Source organism: Saccharothrix violaceirubra (assembly GCF_014203755.1).
In the GTDB taxonomy this organism is placed as follows: domain Bacteria; phylum Actinomycetota; class Actinomycetes; order Mycobacteriales; family Pseudonocardiaceae; genus Actinosynnema; species Actinosynnema violaceirubrum.
In genome coordinates, this window is the sequence record NZ_JACHJS010000001.1 from 3,943,340 (window position 1) to 3,960,898 (window position 17,559).

Here is a 17,559-nt window from a genome sequence, read left to right on the forward strand (position 1 = left end):
CGGAATCCCGGCGAAATGCCGGACGCCCGGCGTGACCGGTGGGGGTCACGCCGGGCGTCCGTCGACGAGGATTCGTCAGACCGAGCTGGTGTACTTGAAGTTCGCCACCAGTTCGCGCAGGTGAGCGGAGAGCTGCTCCAGGTCGACCGCGGCCTGACGGCTCTGGTCGATCTCCTGCGTCGAGGTCTTCGTCGTGTCCGCGACCTGCGAGATGCTGTTCGCGATCTCCGAGGAGCCGGAGGCCGCGTGGGCGATGTTGCGGCCCATCTCGTTGGTGGTCGCGGTCTGCTCCTCGACCGCCGAGGCGATGACGAGCTGGTAGTCGTTGATCTTGGCGATGATCGAGCTGATCTCGCCGATCGTGCCGATCGCCTGCGCGGTGTCGGACTGGATCGCCTCGACCTTGGTGCCGATGTCCTCCGTGGCCCGGGCGGTCGCCTGGGCCAGTTCCTTCACCTCGTTGGCGACGACCGCGAACCCGCGGCCCGCCTCGCCGGCACGCGCGGCCTCGATGGTCGCGTTGAGCGCCAGCAGGTTGGTCTGCTCCGCGATCGAGGTGATGACCTTGACCACGTTGCCGATCTGCGCGGACGAGTCGCCCAGCTTGGCGACGACGTCCGTGGTGGACTCCGCGACCTGCACGGCGTGCGAGGCGACGGTGGCACCCTCGTTCGCGCTGTGCGCGATCTCGCGGATCGACGAGCCGAGCTCCTCGGCGCCGGCGGCCACGGTCTGGAGGTTCAGCGAGACCTTGTCGGCCGCGGTGGCGACCGTGACGGCCTGGTCGTTGGCGCCGACCGTGCCGGTGAGCAGGCGGTCGTTGACCTCGACCAGACGCGTGGAGTCGGACTGGAGGGTCTCGGCCGTCGTCGCCAGGGCGGAGACGGCGGTGGCGAAGTTCTCCCGCGCCTGGTTGATCGCCACGGCCAGCGTGCCGACCTCGTCGGTGCTCTTGACGACGGCGGCCTTGGTCAGGTCGCCGTCGGCCATGCGCTTGGTCACGGCGGTGACCTCGCGCAGCGGGCGCACGATCCGGCTGGCCACCAGCATCGCCAGCGCGACGGCCGCCGCGAGGCCGCCGAACATGGCCAGCAGCAGGATGGTCCGCGCCGTCGAGTACGCCTCGGCACCCTCGGCCGCGGCGTTCTCCGCGCTGGCCTTCTCGATCTTGGCCAGTTCGAGGATCGACGAGTCGATGCGCTGGATCAGGTTGGTGAACTCGGTCATGTCGCTGATCGGCACGTAACCGGCCGGCGGGGTGTCGCCGTAGCTGATGTCGCGCTCGACGCGGAACTTCCTGTGGTCGGCCATGAGCTGGCTGGCCAGCTGCCGGCCGGAGGGCTCGGTCGTGTGCGAGAGGTAGCTGGTGATCGCGGTGTCGATCGCCGCGTCCGCCGCGTGCTGCCCGTCGCGGGTACGCTGGTGACCCTCGGGAGTCGGGTCCACGTACCACATGACAGCCCAGTGGTTGATCATGCCCTGCGCGCCGCGGATGTCACCGAGGTCGCTCAGAGCGGGTGCGTTCATCGTCGCGACGGTCCGCAGTCGCGCATCGAGCTTGGACATCTGCGTGATGCCCAGAACGCCGATGCCGACCGCCACCGTCACGACGGCGATCAGCACAACCAGAATCTTCGTGCGAATGCCCCAGTTCGCGAACCGTGCGACTGACGCACGCGACGCCGTGACATCGGGCCTGTTTGCCGCAGTCATCGATACCTCACGCTCGGTCTCCTCCGGCTCCACCCGCCGCTTACCCCGTCGAAATCGGCAGCCGCCGGTGCCACCTGAGCGAAATACCGCACCCGCCCACCCCGGCCGACCACGTCCGGAGGGGACGCACGTCACCGGGCGACACCGCGGTCACCCCTCGGGGCCATTACCGGACCGAAACGGTCACCAGGGCCCTGACCTGCGGCGACCGTCGGCCGGATCACGTCGTGCACCCGATCGGATGCCGTCGTGGGACCGGATCGGCACATGCCCCGGGCCGACCGGCCCGGGGCATGTGCCGTCAGTGGTTGAAGGAGATCTTCGCGACGAGCGCGCCGCCCGCGGCACTCGCCGTGATGCGGATCTTCGGATTGGCCGCGTTGTTGCCCCACGGCACGGTCTTGTACACCGACGGCCCCGGGGCGACGGTGCCGAGCGAGTACCACTTGGGCCTGCCGTTCTCGATTCCGTAGACCTCGACCACGGCACGCTGGTTGGTGAAGCGCCGGTCCCCGAACACCTCGTAGGTGACCTTGGTCGAGGGCCCGCCCACGACGCTGCAATCGGACCGCACCTCGACGTACGAACCGCCGACGCGATCGGTCCCGGCGCCGCCGCACGCGGCGGCGGCGTCCGTGGCGGCCTGTGCGGGGGACACCGCGGTGGAGACGGCCAGCGCGGTCCCGATCGCGGCACCCGCGATGATGCGACGAAGACTCACTCTATGTACTCCTTGTAGTCCGGAAAGGGTGTCGTCGCCTCGATCAGGCGACGCAGAGCTGCATGAACTTCACGTTGGTCCAGTCGCCGGTCAGGTCCCTGGACGGCGAGTGCGGCGTGACGTAGGACTTCTTGCCGGTGCGGCGGTCGAACATCGCCACCCGGTCGCGGGTGCCCGGCAGGTTGTTGATCCACCAGCCGGTCCCCCGCCACGGGTTGTCCGCCCGGCCGCAGCCCTTCCACGCCTTGCCGTAGCCCTCCGCGTCGCCGTACCCGCAGAAGTGGTCGGCCGGGCAGGACGCGGCCAACTGCTCCGGCGAGTGCACGTCCGGCAGGAGCGTCGCGTCGGCGGCCGACAGGATGTGGACACCCGTGACCCGGGTCCCCTCGGTGCCGTCCTGGTCGCCGGCGGCCATGGCCGGCCCGCCGAGCGCGACGAGCGTGCCGACCGCGGCTGCCAGCACGGCGAGATGCCTGGTGAAAGGCATGGGAATCCCCCTGGGTACGAGCGGTGTGTCCCGGTCCGGGACGACACCGGATGGTCGATTCGTTGCCGGTTCCCAGCGTGGCGGCGGCGAGCCGCGAGCCCGCCGAATCCCGGTTGAAACGCCTGTTCACGGCCGGTATCCAGGTGGGGTGGAGCGAGAAGATCACGACAGCGGACCCCCACCGGTCGACGCGCGGGTGTTCGGCGCGGTCGAGGTCCGGGTGGGCGGTCGCCGGCAGGACGTGGGGCACGCCAGGCAGCGCGCGGTGCTGGCGGTGCTGCTGGTCGAAGCCGGTCACCCGGTGCCGGTGGACGCGCTGGTCGACCGCGTCTGGGGCGAGCGGGCGCCGAGCCGGGCACGATCCGTGCTGCGCACCTACCTCGCCCGGTTACGCCCGGCCCTGGCACCGGGCGGGATCACGATCACCCACCGCTCCGACGGTTACCTGCTGGACGTCGACCGCGACGCCGTCGACCTCCACCGCTTCCGCCGACTGGTGGCGGAAGCCCGCGGCACGCGGGACCCGGCGCGGGCGCTGGTCGTGTTCGGGCAGGCGCTGGAGCTGTGGCGGGCCGAGCCCCTGGCGGAGTCGGACACCCCGTGGGCGGAGGCGGAGCGCCGGCGGTTGCACCGGGAACGCGCCGTCGCCGAGGCCGACCGGGCCGACCGGGCCCTGGACTGCGGTCGCCACCACGAGCTGCTGCCGGAGTTGACCGCACGGGCCGAGGCCGATCCGCTCGACGAGCGCGTCGCCGCACAGCTCATGACCGCGCTGTACCGCGCGGGCCGCCAGGCCGACGCCCTGCACCACTACCAGCGCACCCGGCACCACCTGGCCGAGGAACTGGGCGCCGATCCCGGTCCGGCGTTGCGGGAACTGCACCGGCGCATGCTCGCCGCCGACTCCGCCCTGGACCTCGCCGCACCCGGCACCCGGGCCGGGACGCCGGTCGTGCCGCGGCAACTGCCCGCCGCGCCCCGGTCGTTCACCGGCCGCACCGCGCAACTCGCCGCGCTGGACGCCGCCTTGGCCGACGGGGGCCTCCACACGATCGGCGGAGCGGGCGGGATGGGCAAGACCTGGCTCGCACTGGCCTGGGCGGACCGCGACCTCGACCGGTTCCCCGACGGGCAGCTGTTCGTGGACCTGCGCGGTTTCGACCCCACCGGGCAACCGGTCGGACCGGCCGAGGCGACGCGGGTCCTCCTGACCGGCCTGGGCGCCGACGTCGACGGCCTCCCGTCCGATCCGGACGAACTGACCGCGCGGTACCGGGGACTGGTCGCGGGCCGGCGGCTGCTGGTGGTGTTGGACAACGCGGCCACGGCTGCCCAGGTCGTGCCGCTGCTGCCCGGCAGCACGAGCTGCACGGTGCTGGTCACCGGCCGGGCCATCCTGCCGTCCCTCATCGACCGGCACGGCGCCCGCCACCTGCACCTGGACGTGCTCACGCACGACGAAGCCCACGCGCTGCTGACCGCCCGCGCGGGCGCACCGCGGGTGGCCGCCGAACCCGGCGCGGTCGACGAGCTGATCGAGTCGTGCGGACGCCACCCGCTCGCGCTGTCGATCATCGCCCGCCAGGCCGCCACCCGGCCCGGGGTCCCGTTGGGCGAGTTCGCCGCCGAGCTGCGCGAGGCGGGCCTGGAGGTGCTCGACCACGACACCGACCCGACCGCGAGCCTGCCCGCGGTGCTGTCCTGGTCCCTGCACCACCTCGGCGAAGCGCAACGCACCCTGTTCGCCCTGCTGGGCATCGCGCCCGGCCCGGACGTCGACACGCTCGCGGCCGTCGCACTCGCCGGACTGCCCGCCGCGCGGACCCGCAGGGACCTGCGCGCGTTGGCGGACGCCTCGCTGCTGGACCGGCAGGCGGGTGGCCGCTACGCGATGCACGACCTGGTCCGCGCCTACGCCGCCACCACGGCGGACGACCTCCTCCCGGCACCGGCGCGGCGGGCCGCCCTGGACCGGGTGGTGGACTTCTACCTGCACACCGCGCACGCCGCGGATCGTGTGCTCGACCCGCACCGCGACCCCGTGGACGTCGGCCCGCCCGCGCCCGACGTGCGCCCGCTGTCGGTGTCGACCGCGGCGGAGGCGATGCACTGGTTCGACGCCGAGCACCGGCACCTGCTCGACGCGCAACGCGTCGCCGCCGCGCAGGGCCGCCACCACGCCGTGTGGCACCTGGCGTGGGCGTCGAGCGGGTTCCACGCCCGACGAGGTCTGGCCGGCGACGACCTCGCCGCTTGGCAGGCCGCCGTGACCGCGGCGCCGCACCTGTCCGACCCCGGCGCGGTCGGGCTCGCCCACCGCCGGGTCGGCCGGGCACTGGCCGGCCTCGGTCGGCACGAGGAGGCGACCGGCCACCTCGGCCACGCGCTCGCGGCGGCCGAGCACCACGGCGACCTCGCCCAGCAGGCCGACGCGCACGGCATGCTCGCGCTCGCCTGGGCGCTGCGCGGCGACCACCGGCGGGCGTTGGTCCACACGGACCGGTCACTGCACTTCTACCGGCTGCTCGACCGACCCGTCGGCCAGGCCAGGGCGCTGGGCGACCTGGGCTGGTTCTCCGCCCTCCTGGGCGACCTGGACGGTGGACGCGGACACCTGGTGGCGGCCCTGGACCTGCTGGGCCGCCACCCCGACCCGGCGACGGAGGCGGCGGTGCTCGACAGCCTGGGCTACGTCGACCACACGGCCGGGCGTCACGCCGAGTCCGTCGCGCACTACCGGCGTGCGGCGGCCCTGTACGAGGAACTCGACTACACCGCCGAGCACGCCACCACGCTGGACAACCTCGGCCGGCCGCTGTGCGCGCTCGGCCGCTTCGCCGAGGCACGGGCGGTGTGGTCGGACGCGGCGGAACGGTTCCGCGCACAGGACCGCGAAGCCGATGCCGACCGGGTCCGCCGGCGGATCGGGGAACTCGTCGCCGACGGCGGACCGGGGTCGTGAACGGACGTCGGGTGGTTGACCGCCGTTCGGCGGTGGCGGGTCGCGGAACCGGGCACCGGGTCGGGTGATCGACTCGCCCCGGCCCGGCGCGCGACGTCGTTCCCCAGCACCGACACCGACTCGGCACGGCCGACGGAGTAGGGCCGGCGGGCGCGGACCTCCACCGTCCGGCCCTCCTCGCTTCGCTTGCGGCGCGGTAGCTTGAGGCCACGTGACGCGCCGATGCCGCTGGTGTCACCGGACGGCCGGTCCTCCGGACGATTCCACTCCGGACGCCCTCCCTGGCCACGGGCACGGACACCCACGCGTCTCGACGCGTCCGGTCCCATCAGTCCACCGGCCGTCGGGGTCGGACCCGGGCCGGTGTCGCCGCGCAGGAGGGTTTCATGTCGGCATGGCCACGTAAAGGATCTTTCAAGCGTCTCGGGGTGGTGGCGGCGCTGGTGCTGGTCGGGGTGACACCCGCCAGGGCACAGGCCGCCGACCGGGCGTTCACGGCGGTGTCCCCCGCACCCGACTTCGTCCTGCCCTCGATCGTCGTGCAGTACGACCCGGCCCGCTCGACCGGGATCGACTGGCGCACCACGACCTCGATCCCCGTCACCGAGTACCAGACCGACCGCTCGAAGGCGCGCGACGCGGTCGTGTTCGTGCAGGAGGCCGTCACGAAGATGACCGGCCGGACCCTGACCGTGAAGAACTCGGCCGACCTGTCGCGCGGCATCGTGTTCACCACCATCGCGGGTGCCACGCCCGACATCCGCGACGATCCCGCCGTGATCCAGGCGCTGGCCGGCGGCGGCCCGGACGCCAAGGAGGCGTACTACCTGCGCAGCACGCCCGAACGCCTGCTGCTGGTCGCCAACACCTACGACGGACTCGCGTCCGCCGCCGCGAAACTGATGGAGACGGTGGGCTACGAGGTGCTCGGCATGGGGCCGAACTGGGTGTTCGCGCCGACCGCACCCACGCTCGTGTTCGACGTCGAGCAGAGCGGCAGACCCGGCTTCCACACCCGTCAGCTCACCGCGATGTCCGGCCAGTACTACGGCGTCGGCACGATCGTGAACGCGCCGCTGGCCGATCCCGCCGACGAGAACGTGGAACGCGGCTATCGCCGCTGGCAGACGGGTGCGCTGATGCGCGGCCAGTCGGCGCCGTCCTTCCCCGGCCACTCGCTTCAGGCCTACCACAAGGCCGTCGCCCAGGACATCCGCGACTCCGGCAACCCGGCGGGCTTCCTGGCGCCCACCCACCTGGGCACCGACGCCGCCCGCCAGGCGCTGCCGCCCGCCGACGCCAAGGACCACCTCTGGATCACCAGCGACGGCCCATTGCAGGCCTACGTCTCCAACGGCACGGCCTGGGTCCTCCAGACCCTGGGCAGCGGTTCGCTCGCGCTGGACCTGTCCGTGCGGACCGTGCGCGAACGCGTCCTGCGCGAGGTGCGGACGTGGGCCGAGAACGTCCACTTCAAGTCCCGACCCGACGACCCGGCCATCCTGGCGATCGAACGCGAGGACGGCGGCCGGCCCGACGCGGTGTTCAACGCCAACACGCGGGACCGTGCGTGGTACCCGGAGTACCTGTCCGCCGAAGGAGTGCCGTTCGGTGCGCCGTGGGCGCTGCACGGCTTCAAGGGCCTGAACCAGCCGAGGGAGATCTGGGACTCGGCGTCGCAGAGCGACACCGTGTACGGCTTCGCGAACTGGCTGCTGCGCGAGTACGACAAGTGGCTCGACGCGCAGCCCCCGGGCGACCGGGTGACCTCGACCGGGAAGTCGAAGAAGTCCTTGCTGCGGGCCAGTTTCTACTCGTACAACTACCACGACGTGCCGCCGCACTTCAACCTCGACCCGCGCATCCGGGTGGCGATCGCCGGGTACACCAAGCACCGCGGCGTCGGCGAGTGGCGGTCCATCGTGACGCACCTGGACATCGGGCAGGCCATGGCCCGCCTGCTGCCCGCCGAACCCCCGGCCGACTACCGGATCTACAGCGTGGCCCACGCCACCGACTGGGGCATGGCCAACCTGCCCGCCCGGCACGACCTCTCGGCCGCCGCGATCGCCGACGACATCTCGGCCTACCACCGCGGCGGGTTCCGCACGTTCCTCGCCGAGACCGATCTCAACTTCGGCAAGTTCGGCCTCGGCTACTACCTCATGGCGAAGATGCTGTGGAACCCGACGCTGACGGCCGCCCAGCTCGACGCGGTGCGCACCCGTTGGCTGCAACGGGCGTTCGGCCGGGGGTGGGCGAAGGTGAAGGAGTTCGTCGACTTCATGCTCCTGCCGAACTTCCCGGTGAACACGCCGTATTCATGGGGTCGTGCGGTGGAGCTGGTCGACGCGGCCGACCGCCTGGTCGACCCCGTGGCCGAACCCGGTCCCGATCGGCGTCTGGACGACCTGAAGCAGTTCTTCTACTACTACTTCCTCCAGGACTCCGGCCGGATGACCACCGACGCCCCGGAGACCAGGGAATTCATGTGGAAGGGCCAGATGTCCTACATGAACGCCCTCATGGTCCCGTTGTCGAAGGTGTACGGCCGCACCGACCCCGCGGCGGTGGCGGGGCCGCAGACGGCCGCCGGACCCGCGCACTACACCGCCGCCGAGACCGCGGCGTGGTGGAACCAGGTCAAGGCGTACTGGCCGGTGCGGGCCGTCAACCGGTTCGAGGACGCCACGCTGGCCGACGGCACCCCGGCGGCCTGGGTCGACCGGAACGACGTGGGCCCGGCCGCCGAGTTCGTCACGCCCGGTGCACCGGCCGCGCGTTTCCTCTACAACAGCGCCACGAGCGGGCACACACCGCGGTTCCTCACGTCGGCGGAACCCGGTGTCCACATCGGATTCCAGTTGCTGTGGCAGAAGTACGACAACGGCACCACCCAGTACGCCTCACGGGACGTGCGCTACGGCATCGAGCGGTGGAGCGCGACGACCAAGTCCTGGATCTCGTTGCGCGACATGGCCCAGCCCGGAGTGACGCCGACCGAGTTGGCGAGTTGCCCGCAGTTCGTCAACCGGGTCTGCCTGTTGGCGACCGTCTCGATACCGGCGTCGTCGCACGACGTCCACCGGTTCACCGTCGGGTCGGGCGGCGACTACGCCTACCTGTACCCGTTGACGTTCAACGTGGCCACCAACCAGTCGACGGGCCGTTCGGCGCACACCTACACGGGTCCGGGTGCCGGCCTGACCCAGGCGCCGAGCTACTTCTACATCCCCAAGGGCACCACGTCACTGGACCTGGAGGTCTGGGACCGCTACGGCGGCAAGACGCTGCGGCTCTACTCCGGGCTGCTGTCGAAGAACCCCCAGGCTGCGTTCCGGGACGTGGACATCAGCGCGTACGGCACCAACTCCGTGCCGCTGCGGCCTGAGGAGGGCGGCACCATCGCGCGGATCTCGGCCTCGGGCTTCGCCTTCCCCTACCTGCACTCGGTGCCCCGGCTCTGGGCGATGTCGCCCAACGAACTCGTCGTGCCGTGCGCCATCGCCAAGGCCGATGGTCTGACGGTGCCCCCGGGGCGCTGTGACCCGTAGGGCTCGGGAGCGGTCGGCCGGTCGGCCCCGTCGCGGGGACGACCGGCCGCCGGCGCTTGATCGACCCTCCGGAAACCCTGGCTCATGTGGGCCGTTTTGCGTGATGACCTACAACATGTAGTGTTCCCGCCATCGACGGTTCCGCCGGCCCGATCCCGGGGCGGTGGAGGCAAGAGGGAACCCGGTGCGAGTCCGGGACTGCCCCGCAGCGGTGAGTGGAAACGACCGCCGTCACGAAGCACTGCGCGCGAGCGTGGGAAGCGACGGCCAGTAGGCACGGCTTTCGAGCCGGGTGTCCGCGAGTCCGAAGACCTGCCGTCGACGCGCGCGCCGACCGGTGCGCGGGCGTCCGGGGTCTCGTGGGTGGGCCGACAGGGACGAACGCGTCGTCGCGCGTTCTTTTCGCGCCCCCGTGTGCTCCGGGCCATCGAGGCTCGCGAGGAGAGGGCTGTTGACGACAAGGGTGATCCGCCGGGACGGCACGGTCTCGGTGTTCGACGCCGGCAAGATCAGGGTGGCGGTGACCAAGGCGTTCCTGGCCGTGGAGGGCGACTCCGGACACCTGCGCCCGGTGGTCGGGGAACTGACCGCACAGGTGGAGAAGGCGCTGCTCAAGCACGTGCGGCCGGAGGTCGCGCTGCACATCGAGCAGATCCAGGACCAGGTCGAACTGGTGTTGATGCGCGAAGGCCACCACAAGGTCGCCCGCGCCTACGTGCTCTACCGCGAAAAGCGCGCCAAGGCACGTGAAGTCACGCCCGCGCCGCCCGCGTTCCGGGTGAAGACCGCCGACGGCACACTCGTCCCGCTGGACTGGGACCGGGCAGAGGTCGTGGTCGGCGAGGCGTGCGCCGGACTGGCCGACGTGTCGGCCGCGGCCGTGCTCGCCGAGGTGCGGCGCGACGTGTACGACGGGATCACCGTCGACGAGCTGGCCGTCGCGCAGGTCATGGCCGCGCGCACGCTCGTGGAGACCGAGCCCGACTACTCGTTCGTCGCCGCCCGGCTCCTGCTGGACCGGCTCCGCCGCGAGGCACTGACCAGGGTCGAAGGCCGTCCGGTCGAGGCGACCGGCGAAGAGCTGTCCTACGCGGCCTACTTCCCGGAGTACGTCCGGCTGGGCATCGACCTCGACCGCCTCGACCCGGAGCTGGCGAAGTTCGACCTGGATCGCATCTGCGCCGCCATCAGGCCCGAGCGTGACGCGAAGTTCGACTTTCTGGGCATGCAGACCCTGTACGACCGCTACTTCCTGCACGACGACGGCACGCGGTACGAGCTGCCGCAGGCGTTCTTCATGCGCGTCGCGATGGGGTTGTCGCTGCGCGAGGACGACCGCGAGGCCCGCGCGATCGAGTTCTACGAGCTGTTGTCGTCGTTCGACTTCATGTGCTCGACGCCCACGCTGTTCAACTCGGGCACCACCCGTCCGCAGTTGTCGTCGTGCTTCCTGACGACCGTGGACGACGACCTCCAGAGCATCTTCCAGGGCTACCAGAACAACGCGTTGCTCGCGAAGTACTCGGGCGGGCTGGGCAACGACTGGACGCCGGTGCGCGGCATGGGCGCGCACATCCGTGGCACCAACGGCGAGTCGCAGGGCGTCGTGCCGTTCCTCAAGATCGCCAACGACACGGCCGTGGCGGTCAACCAGGGCGGCAAGCGCAAGGGCGCGGCGTGCGCCTACCTGGAGACGTGGCACGTCGACATCGAGGAGTTCCTCGACCTGCGCAAGAACACCGGCGACGACCGTCGGCGCACGCACGACATGAACACCGCGAACTGGGTGCCGGACGAGTTCCTGCGCCGGGTCGAGGCCGACGCCGACTGGACGCTGTTCTCCCCCGACGAGACGCCCGACCTGCACGACCTCTACGGCCGGGCGTTCGCCGAGCGCTACCGGGCCTACGAGGAGGCGGCCGAACGCGGCGAGATCCGGGTGTCCAAGCGGGTCCGTGCGGTCGAGCTGTGGCGGCGGATGCTGACCATGCTGTTCGAGACCGGTCACCCGTGGATCACGTTCAAGGACCCGTGCAACGTCCGGTCGCCGCAGCGGCACGTCGGCGTGGTGCACTCGTCGAACCTGTGCACCGAGATCACGCTGAACACCGCCGCCGACGAGGTCGCGGTGTGCAACCTGGGTTCGGTGAACCTGGCCAACCACGTCACGCCGGACGGCCTGGACCGCGACCGCGTGGCGCGGACCGTGCGCACGGCCGTGCGGATGCTCGACAACGTGATCGACATCAACTTCTACACGATCCCCGAGGCCCGCCGGTCCAACCTGCGGCACCGGCCGGTCGGCCTGGGGCTGATGGGTTTCACCGACGCGCTGTTCGTCCAGCGCCTGGTCCCGGGCTCGGCCGCGGCGGTCGCCTTCGCCGACGTGAGCATGGAGCTGATCTCGTACCACGCCCTGTCCGCGTCGGCGGACCTCGCGCGGGAACGCGGTTCCTACGAGACGTTCGAGGGGTCGTTGTGGCACCGGGGCGTGCTGCCGATCGACTCGATCGCCCTGCTGGCGGCCGAACGCGACGGCCTGGACATGGACACGTCGTCCACTCTGGACTGGGACGCGCTGCGCGAGAAGGTGCGCGGCGGCATGCGCAACTCCAACACGATGGCGATCGCACCCACCGCGACGATCTCGAACATCTGCGGCGTCGGCCAGTCCATCGAGCCGCTGTTCCGCAACCTGTTCGTGAAGTCGAACATGTCCGGCGACTTCACCGTGCTCAACCGGCACCTGATCGCCGACCTCAAGGCACGTGGCCTGTGGGACGAGGCCATGGTCGCGGACCTCAAGTACTTCGACGGCTCGCTCGCACCGATCGACCGCGTGCCCGACGACCTGAAGGCGTTGTACGCCACCGCGTTCGAGGTGTCCTCGGAGTGGCTGATCGAGGCGGGGTCGCGCCGGCAGAAGTGGATCGACCAGGCGCAGTCGCTCAACCTCTACATCGCCGCGCCCAACGGCCGCAAGCTCGACGCGATCTACCGCCTGGCCTGGCACAAGGGCCTCAAGACCACCTACTACCTGCGCTCCACGGCCGTGACCAGCGTGGAGAAGTCCACCCTGCGCGGCGTCGACGGCAAGCTCAACGCCGTGCGCCCGGTCGCCGAACCGGTACCCGTTCCCGTGCCCGTTGCCGCCCCGACCGTGACGCCCGACGACGCGCTCGTCTGCTCGATCACCGACCCCGACTGCGAGGCCTGCCAGTGACCACGAACCTCCCCGGCGCCACCGGGCTCGGCTCGATCGAGCGCGGCGCGGGCCGCGTCCACGTCGACGACAAGTCGATGATCAACGCGCGCGCGGACGTGAACCAGCTCCTGCCGCTGAAGTACCACTGGGCGTGGGACAAGTACCTGGCCGGGTGCGCCAACCACTGGATGCCGACCGAGGTGTCCATGCAGGCCGACATCGCGCTGTGGCGCTCGCCGACCGGGCTGACCGAGGACGAGCGGCACGCGATCAAGCGCAACCTCGGCTTCTTCGCCACGTCGGAGTCGTTGGTGGCCAACAACATCGTGCTCGCGGTGTACCGGCACCTGACCAACCCCGAGTGCCGCCAGTACCTGCTGCGCCAGGCGTTCGAGGAGGCCGTGCACACGCACACCTTCCAGTACATCTGCGAATCGCTGGGCCTGGACGAGGGCGAACTGTTCAACATGTACCGCGAGGTGCCGTCGATCACGGACAAGGCCGCGTGGGCGCTGGACTACACGCAGAACCTGGAGGACCCGGAGTTCCGCACGGGCACGCCGGAGACCGATCGCGCGTTCCTTCGCGACCTGATCGCGTTCTACGTGGTCTTCGAGGGCATGTGGTTCTACACCGGCTTCGCGCAGATCCTGTCGTTCGGGCGGCGCAACAAGATGGTGGGCATCGCCGAGCAGTACCAGTACATCCTGCGCGACGAGTCGATCCACCTGAACTTCGGCATCGACGCGATCAACCAGATCAAGATCGAGAACCCGCACCTGTGGACCGACGCGTTCCAGGCCGAGGTGCGCACGATGCTGGCCGAGGCGTGCGAGCTGGAGGTCGCCTACGGGCGTGACACGATGCCCAACGGCCTGCTCGGGCTCAACTCCGAGCTGTGCGAGCAGTACATGCGGTTCATCACCAACCGCCGCTGCGCGCAGCTCGGTCTCGCCCCGGTCTTCCCCGCCGCCGACAACCCGTTCCCGTGGCTGTCGGAGGCGATCGACCTGCGCAAGGAGAAGAACTTCTTCGAGACCCGCGTGACCGAGTACGCCTCGGGCAGCACGCTCGACTGGGACTGAATTCGAGTCGACGGCCCCGGCGCGGATCGCTATCTTGCGCCGGGTGCCCGCTTTCGAGGAGATCACCCGCCACCACGACGAGAACCCCGACGAGAACCCGTGGGTGCTGGGTCCACCCGCGCCCGAGACGGTCGCGCTGGTCCCGTACGACCCGGAGTGGCCGCGCCGGTACGAGGCCCTGGCCGCCGACATCCGGTCGGCACTGGGTGACGTGGTCCTGGACCTCGACCACATCGGCTCGACGTCCGTCGAGGGCCTGGCGGCCAAGGACGTCGTCGACATCGACCTGACCGTGGCCGATCCGCGTGACGAGGACGCCTACGTGCCCGCGCTCGAACGCCTCGGCTACCTCCTGGTGATCCGGGAGCCGTCGTTCCACGAGCACCGGGCCCTGCGCCTGGACCGGCCCCGGGCCAACCTGCACGTGTTCGGCCCGGACTGCCCCGAGTCCATCCGCCACCGCATGTTCCGCGACTGGCTGCGCACCCACCCGGACGACCGGGGGCGGTACGAGGAGGCGAAGCGGGCGGCCATTCCCGGCGGCGGCACCGTCATGGCCTACAACCTGCGGAAGGAGACCGTGATCCGCGAGATCTACGACCGCCTGTTCCGCGCGGCGGGCATGTTGTAGCCGTCAGCGGACGCCGACGGTCTGGCGCTCGGGTTCGACGACCGCCACGACGCGGTCGAGGTCACGGGAGTAAGGGCCGCCGATGTACTTCTCGGCGATCCGGTCGACGATCGCCCACCCCGCCTCGCCGTCGAGCCACTCGACGACCCGGCCCCGGACGACCACGGGCTCGAACGGGTTGTCGGCGGGCGCGACCGACAGGGCGAGGCGGGGGTCTCGGCGCAGGTTGCGCGCTTTGCGGCTGGTCGGCCCGGTCAGGAAGACGATCCGGTCGTCGTGGACGCCGATCCACACCGGGACGGCGTGGGGCGACCCGTCGGGCAGCGTGGTGGCGAGGTGGGCGATCGGGGTGCCGTCGAGGACGCGGCGCACGGTCGGTTCGAGCATGGGACCACTCCTTCGAAGTTCCTTCAAGAGACTCCACGACCGTAACAGGCAGAGTTCCCTGAGGGAACCCCAAGTTGTAGACTGGTGTCATGCAGCGCACGGACTTCGGCAGCATGGCGTGCTCGATCGCCCGCACGCTCGACGTCATCGGGGAACCCTGGTCACCGCTGATCCTGCGGGACGTGTGGGTCGGCCTCACCCGGTTCGAGCAGCTCCAGGCCGACCTGGGCATCTCCCGCAAGGTCCTGACCGAGCGGTTGAACCACCTCGTCGACCGCGGTGTACTCGACCGCCGACCGTACGACCGACGCCCCCGCTACGAGTACGTCCTGACCGACCGGGGCACCGAACTGGTCGACGTACTCATGGCCATGGCCCGCTGGGGCGACCGCTGGCTGGCCGGCGAGGCCGGACCACCGGTGCTCTACCGCCACCACGCGTGCGGCGAGGTCGCCACCGTCGACCCGCGCTGTGCCCACTGCGGCGAACCGATGCACGCCGACAACGTCGACCTGCTGCCCGGCCCCGGCGCGACCGGATGAGGAAGACCCCGCACGTCACCCTCCGCCCGTCGTGGTGCGTCGGCCCGCTCTGGATCAGGTGGAGCGAAGGGATCGCCGAGCCGCACGACGCCGACGAGGCCGCCGCCGTCCTTGGCTTGGACGACGACCTACGCGCCGCCATCACCGCGTGGGACGAACGCTTCCAGGCCACCTTCGACCCGACCTACCCACCCGACTCGGCTTTCCCGACATCGGAGGACGAAGCCGCCTGGCTGACCGAAGGACGGCGGCTGGCCCTGCGACTCCGTGCCGCACTGCCGCACCTCTCCGTCGACCACGAGACGATCGGCGGCCGGGCGGTCCCACTGGATGAGGACACGCCTCTATAAAGCTGCCCTACACCGAGTCACGCCCATGGTCTTGGAGATGGCGTAGTCGCTGTGGTGGCCGGCGTCGCGCATGGCGCGGAGGAACTGGTCGGGACGCAGATGGATGGTGTGGGTCATGGGTGCTCCGGGGTTCGGGTGAGCAGGTCGATCAGGTCGGGGTTGTAGACGGCGCGGGCGTAGCGGCGGTGGTCGTAGGGGACGGCCAGGCCGAGGTCCAGGAACCGGTCGAGGATGTTGTGGGCGCTTTTGGCGCTCATGGGGTGTCGCCGGGCCAGGCCCGAGGCGGTGATCAGGCCGTGGGTGAGCAGGTCGCGCAGGGCCAGGTGGGACAGGCGCCCGGTGGGCAGCCGGGTGGCGAGGCGGCGGTGCAGGTGTTCGAGGTCGTGCAGGACGGTCACGGCGGTGTGGCAGGCCGCGGCGGTCGCCTCGGCGATCAGCCGGGTGAACCTTTCGGCCTCCGATGCCGTGCCGGCGGGTACGGCCGCGTCCTGGTCGGCGAGTGCTCCCAGGATCGGCAACCAGCGACCGGACAGGTGTCGTGAGAGGTCGGCGGCCAGTGCCGTGCGGTGGGGGTGAGGGGTGGTCGGGCTCCGGTGGACGTGGCGGCACGCGATGTCGACCAGGTCGATGGGCGGGGACCGGGTCGAGGCCGCCGCGGTTGGGGTGAGGTAGGGAGCAAGGACGCGGTCGGCGAAGACGAGATGGTTTCCCGACGGGGCAAGGTCGTGGCGGAGGAACTCCAGCAGCGCGGCGTGAACCCCGTCCAGACGCGCCGAGTCCCGGGCCTCGCGCCACGACATCAGCCGCGCCCACGCGTCCGCGTGCGGTGACCGCGTGGCGGTGTGGTCCAACCACGCCAGCGCCTGCTCCGCACGCCCCACCGCCCGTGCCGTGTCAGGCCCGATCCCGTGAACGCACGGCGCCCGACGCGGGACGGGTTCGACCGGTTCCGCCCTGTCCCGGCCTGCACGGGGCAGGGCGGCGACGCCCGCGGTGATCCGCCGGACCTGGTCGTCGTCGGGCAGCGCGAGGTGGGCGAGTGCCGCGTAGTGCCGCGCTCCGGAGACACGGCCCGCACAGGCCAGGGTGTGGGCGATGACCGCGAGTCGCCGGGCGCCGTCGTGCTCGTCCAGGACGGGCAGGCCCGGCAGCCGGAAGGCGCGGTCGAGCGCGGCGCACCACCTCCTGCGGGCAAGGTCGATCCCGATTCTGGCCACCCGCGCGGTCTCGTCCGGGTGGACCGGTGGCGGCGGGCTCACGATTCGTCCATTTCGGACTGGGCGACGGTGTGGAGGTCGAGTGCGGCGTCGAGCAGGCCGGGAACGTGGGCGACGACCGAGGACCTGACCTGTCCGTCGGGCAGTCGACCCACGACCACGACCGCCGTCGTACCCCGTGCTTGCTCGGGAGGCCCGCCGGTTCGCCGGCGTTCGGAGGGCAACGGGATGCCCTCGGCTCGCCGCCAGGCGGTGTCGCAGGCGGTGCAGGTGGGCCAACACCCGTGCGGGTGGCGGGGCGGCGACGTGGACGGGGCAGTCACCGCCAGACCGCACAACGTCGCCCCGTCGGCCCCGGCCGCCAGCCCGACCGGGACGGCGTGCCGACCGCCGTCGTGGGGCAACCACCGGAACCTGCGCGCCACACCGCCACCTCCCTCACGCCGTCGTCGGTACCGGTCAGGCCGGGACGTCCTGGTCGGGTTCGGGTGCGGCGAGGATGTCCAGGGCGATCGTGCAGCGGGTGGCGAGTTCGTGGGCGGCCCGGGGGCTCAGGACGAGGTCGATCTCGTTGCGGCCGAAGGCGATGCGGACCTCGTCGCCGACGACCTCGTGCCGGATCGGGGTGGTGTCGCCGATCGCGGCGCACACGCTGGTGGGGATGGCCAGGACACTGTTCATCGAAGGAACTCCTCAATTCTGTTC

At 71.1% G+C, this 17,559-nt stretch carries 14 protein-coding genes and 1 riboswitch; of the genes, 7 read left to right on the top strand and 7 right to left on the bottom strand.

What is annotated here, in order from left to right:
- Window positions 1-75: 75 nt before the first annotated feature.
- The 3 genes from F4559_RS18300 to F4559_RS18310 all read right to left on the bottom strand — a co-directional run bounded on the left by F4559_RS18300 (window position 76) and on the right by F4559_RS18310 (window position 2,921).
- Window positions 76-1,713 (bottom strand): HAMP domain-containing methyl-accepting chemotaxis protein, encoded by a 1,638-nt coding sequence (locus F4559_RS18300; protein WP_281386330.1) that lies wholly within the window; start codon window positions 1,711-1,713, stop codon window positions 76-78.
- Window positions 1,714-2,014: 301 nt separating this feature from the next.
- Window positions 2,015-2,434: a hypothetical protein gene (locus tag F4559_RS18305; protein WP_184670295.1), complete on the bottom strand. Its 420-nt coding sequence runs from the start codon at window positions 2,432-2,434 to the stop codon at window positions 2,015-2,017.
- A 43-nt stretch (window positions 2,435-2,477) separates the two neighbouring features.
- The gene (locus F4559_RS18310; protein ID WP_184670297.1) at window positions 2,478-2,921 is read right to left on the bottom strand and encodes a hypothetical protein; all 444 of its coding nucleotides are present in this window, start codon (window positions 2,919-2,921) and stop codon (window positions 2,478-2,480) included.
- A 148-nt stretch (window positions 2,922-3,069) separates the two neighbouring features.
- On the opposite strand from F4559_RS18310, the gene F4559_RS36005 reads away from it, so the two are divergent.
- The 5 genes from F4559_RS36005 to F4559_RS18335 all read left to right on the top strand — a co-directional run bounded on the left by F4559_RS36005 (window position 3,070) and on the right by F4559_RS18335 (window position 14,358).
- Entirely contained in the window at window positions 3,070-5,883 is a 2,814-nt protein-coding gene (locus F4559_RS36005) for an AfsR/SARP family transcriptional regulator (RefSeq protein ID WP_312865712.1), read from the top strand.
- Window positions 5,884-6,311: 428 nt separating this feature from the next.
- Window positions 6,312-9,437 (top strand): hypothetical protein, encoded by a 3,126-nt coding sequence (locus tag F4559_RS18320; RefSeq protein WP_184670301.1) that lies wholly within the window; start codon window positions 6,312-6,314, stop codon window positions 9,435-9,437.
- Between the two features lie 119 nt (window positions 9,438-9,556).
- A riboswitch (cobalamin riboswitch) is annotated at window positions 9,557-9,771 on the top strand.
- 117 nt (window positions 9,772-9,888) lie between these two features.
- Complete coding sequence (locus F4559_RS18325; RefSeq protein ID WP_246445252.1) at window positions 9,889-12,660, top strand: ribonucleoside-diphosphate reductase subunit alpha; 2,772 nt, start codon at window positions 9,889-9,891, stop codon at window positions 12,658-12,660.
- Window positions 12,657-13,727 (top strand): ribonucleotide-diphosphate reductase subunit beta, encoded by a 1,071-nt coding sequence (locus F4559_RS18330; protein ID WP_184670303.1) that lies wholly within the window; start codon window positions 12,657-12,659, stop codon window positions 13,725-13,727. The genes F4559_RS18325 and F4559_RS18330 overlap by 4 nt, the downstream gene beginning before the upstream one ends.
- Before the next feature lie 43 nt (window positions 13,728-13,770).
- Window positions 13,771-14,358 carry a GrpB family protein gene (locus tag F4559_RS18335; protein ID WP_184670305.1) on the top strand — a complete coding sequence of 196 codons (588 nt, stop codon included), beginning with the start codon at window positions 13,771-13,773 and terminating at the stop codon, window positions 14,356-14,358.
- A 3-nt stretch (window positions 14,359-14,361) separates the two neighbouring features.
- Here F4559_RS18335 and F4559_RS18340 read toward each other — a convergent pair whose 3' ends face one another.
- Entirely contained in the window at window positions 14,362-14,745 is a 384-nt protein-coding gene (locus F4559_RS18340) for a TIGR03618 family F420-dependent PPOX class oxidoreductase (RefSeq protein ID WP_184670307.1), read from the bottom strand.
- Between the two features lie 89 nt (window positions 14,746-14,834).
- Here F4559_RS18340 and F4559_RS18345 point away from each other — a divergent pair, with 89 nt between their 5' ends.
- Window positions 14,835-15,287, top strand: coding sequence for a winged helix-turn-helix transcriptional regulator (locus F4559_RS18345; RefSeq protein WP_184670309.1), 453 nt, complete (start codon window positions 14,835-14,837; stop codon window positions 15,285-15,287).
- Window positions 15,284-15,637, top strand: coding sequence for an immunity protein CdiI family protein (locus F4559_RS18350; RefSeq protein WP_184670311.1), 354 nt, complete (start codon window positions 15,284-15,286; stop codon window positions 15,635-15,637). The genes F4559_RS18345 and F4559_RS18350 overlap by 4 nt, the downstream gene beginning before the upstream one ends.
- A gap of 113 nt (window positions 15,638-15,750) precedes the next feature.
- Here the strand turns inward: F4559_RS18350 and F4559_RS18355 are convergent, their stop codons facing one another.
- The 3 genes from F4559_RS18355 to F4559_RS18365 are packed head-to-tail and all read right to left on the bottom strand — an operon-like array spanning window position 15,751 to window position 17,535.
- On the bottom strand, window positions 15,751-16,896 hold the full coding sequence (locus tag F4559_RS18355) for a hypothetical protein (protein ID WP_184670313.1): 1,146 nt from the start codon (window positions 16,894-16,896) through the stop codon (window positions 15,751-15,753).
- Window positions 16,893-17,279, bottom strand: coding sequence for an HC3 family zinc finger protein (locus F4559_RS18360; protein WP_184670315.1), 387 nt, complete (start codon window positions 17,277-17,279; stop codon window positions 16,893-16,895). Before F4559_RS18360 ends, F4559_RS18355 begins: the two co-directional genes overlap by 4 nt.
- 34 nt (window positions 17,280-17,313) lie before the next feature.
- Window positions 17,314-17,535, bottom strand: a complete 222-nt coding sequence (locus tag F4559_RS18365) for a hypothetical protein (RefSeq protein WP_184670317.1) — start codon at window positions 17,533-17,535, stop codon at window positions 17,314-17,316.
- Window positions 17,536-17,559 lie beyond the last annotated feature (24 nt).

What these genes read in the sequence shown, in the direction of transcription:
- F4559_RS18300 (WP_281386330.1), bottom strand. Translation starts at nt 1,713, where the DNA reads ATGACTGCGGCAAACAGGCCCGATGTCACGGCGTCGCGTGCGTCAGTC.
- F4559_RS18310 (WP_184670297.1), bottom strand. Translation starts at nt 2,921, where the DNA reads ATGCCTTTCACCAGGCATCTCGCCGTGCTGGCAGCCGCGGTCGGCACG.
- F4559_RS18340 (WP_184670307.1), bottom strand. Translation starts at nt 14,745, where the DNA reads ATGCTCGAACCGACCGTGCGCCGCGTCCTCGACGGCACCCCGATCGCC.
- F4559_RS18345 (WP_184670309.1), top strand. Translation starts at nt 14,835, where the DNA reads ATGCAGCGCACGGACTTCGGCAGCATGGCGTGCTCGATCGCCCGCACG.
- F4559_RS18350 (WP_184670311.1), top strand. Translation starts at nt 15,284, where the DNA reads ATGAGGAAGACCCCGCACGTCACCCTCCGCCCGTCGTGGTGCGTCGGC.
- F4559_RS18365 (WP_184670317.1), bottom strand. Translation starts at nt 17,535, where the DNA reads ATGAACAGTGTCCTGGCCATCCCCACCAGCGTGTGCGCCGCGATCGGC.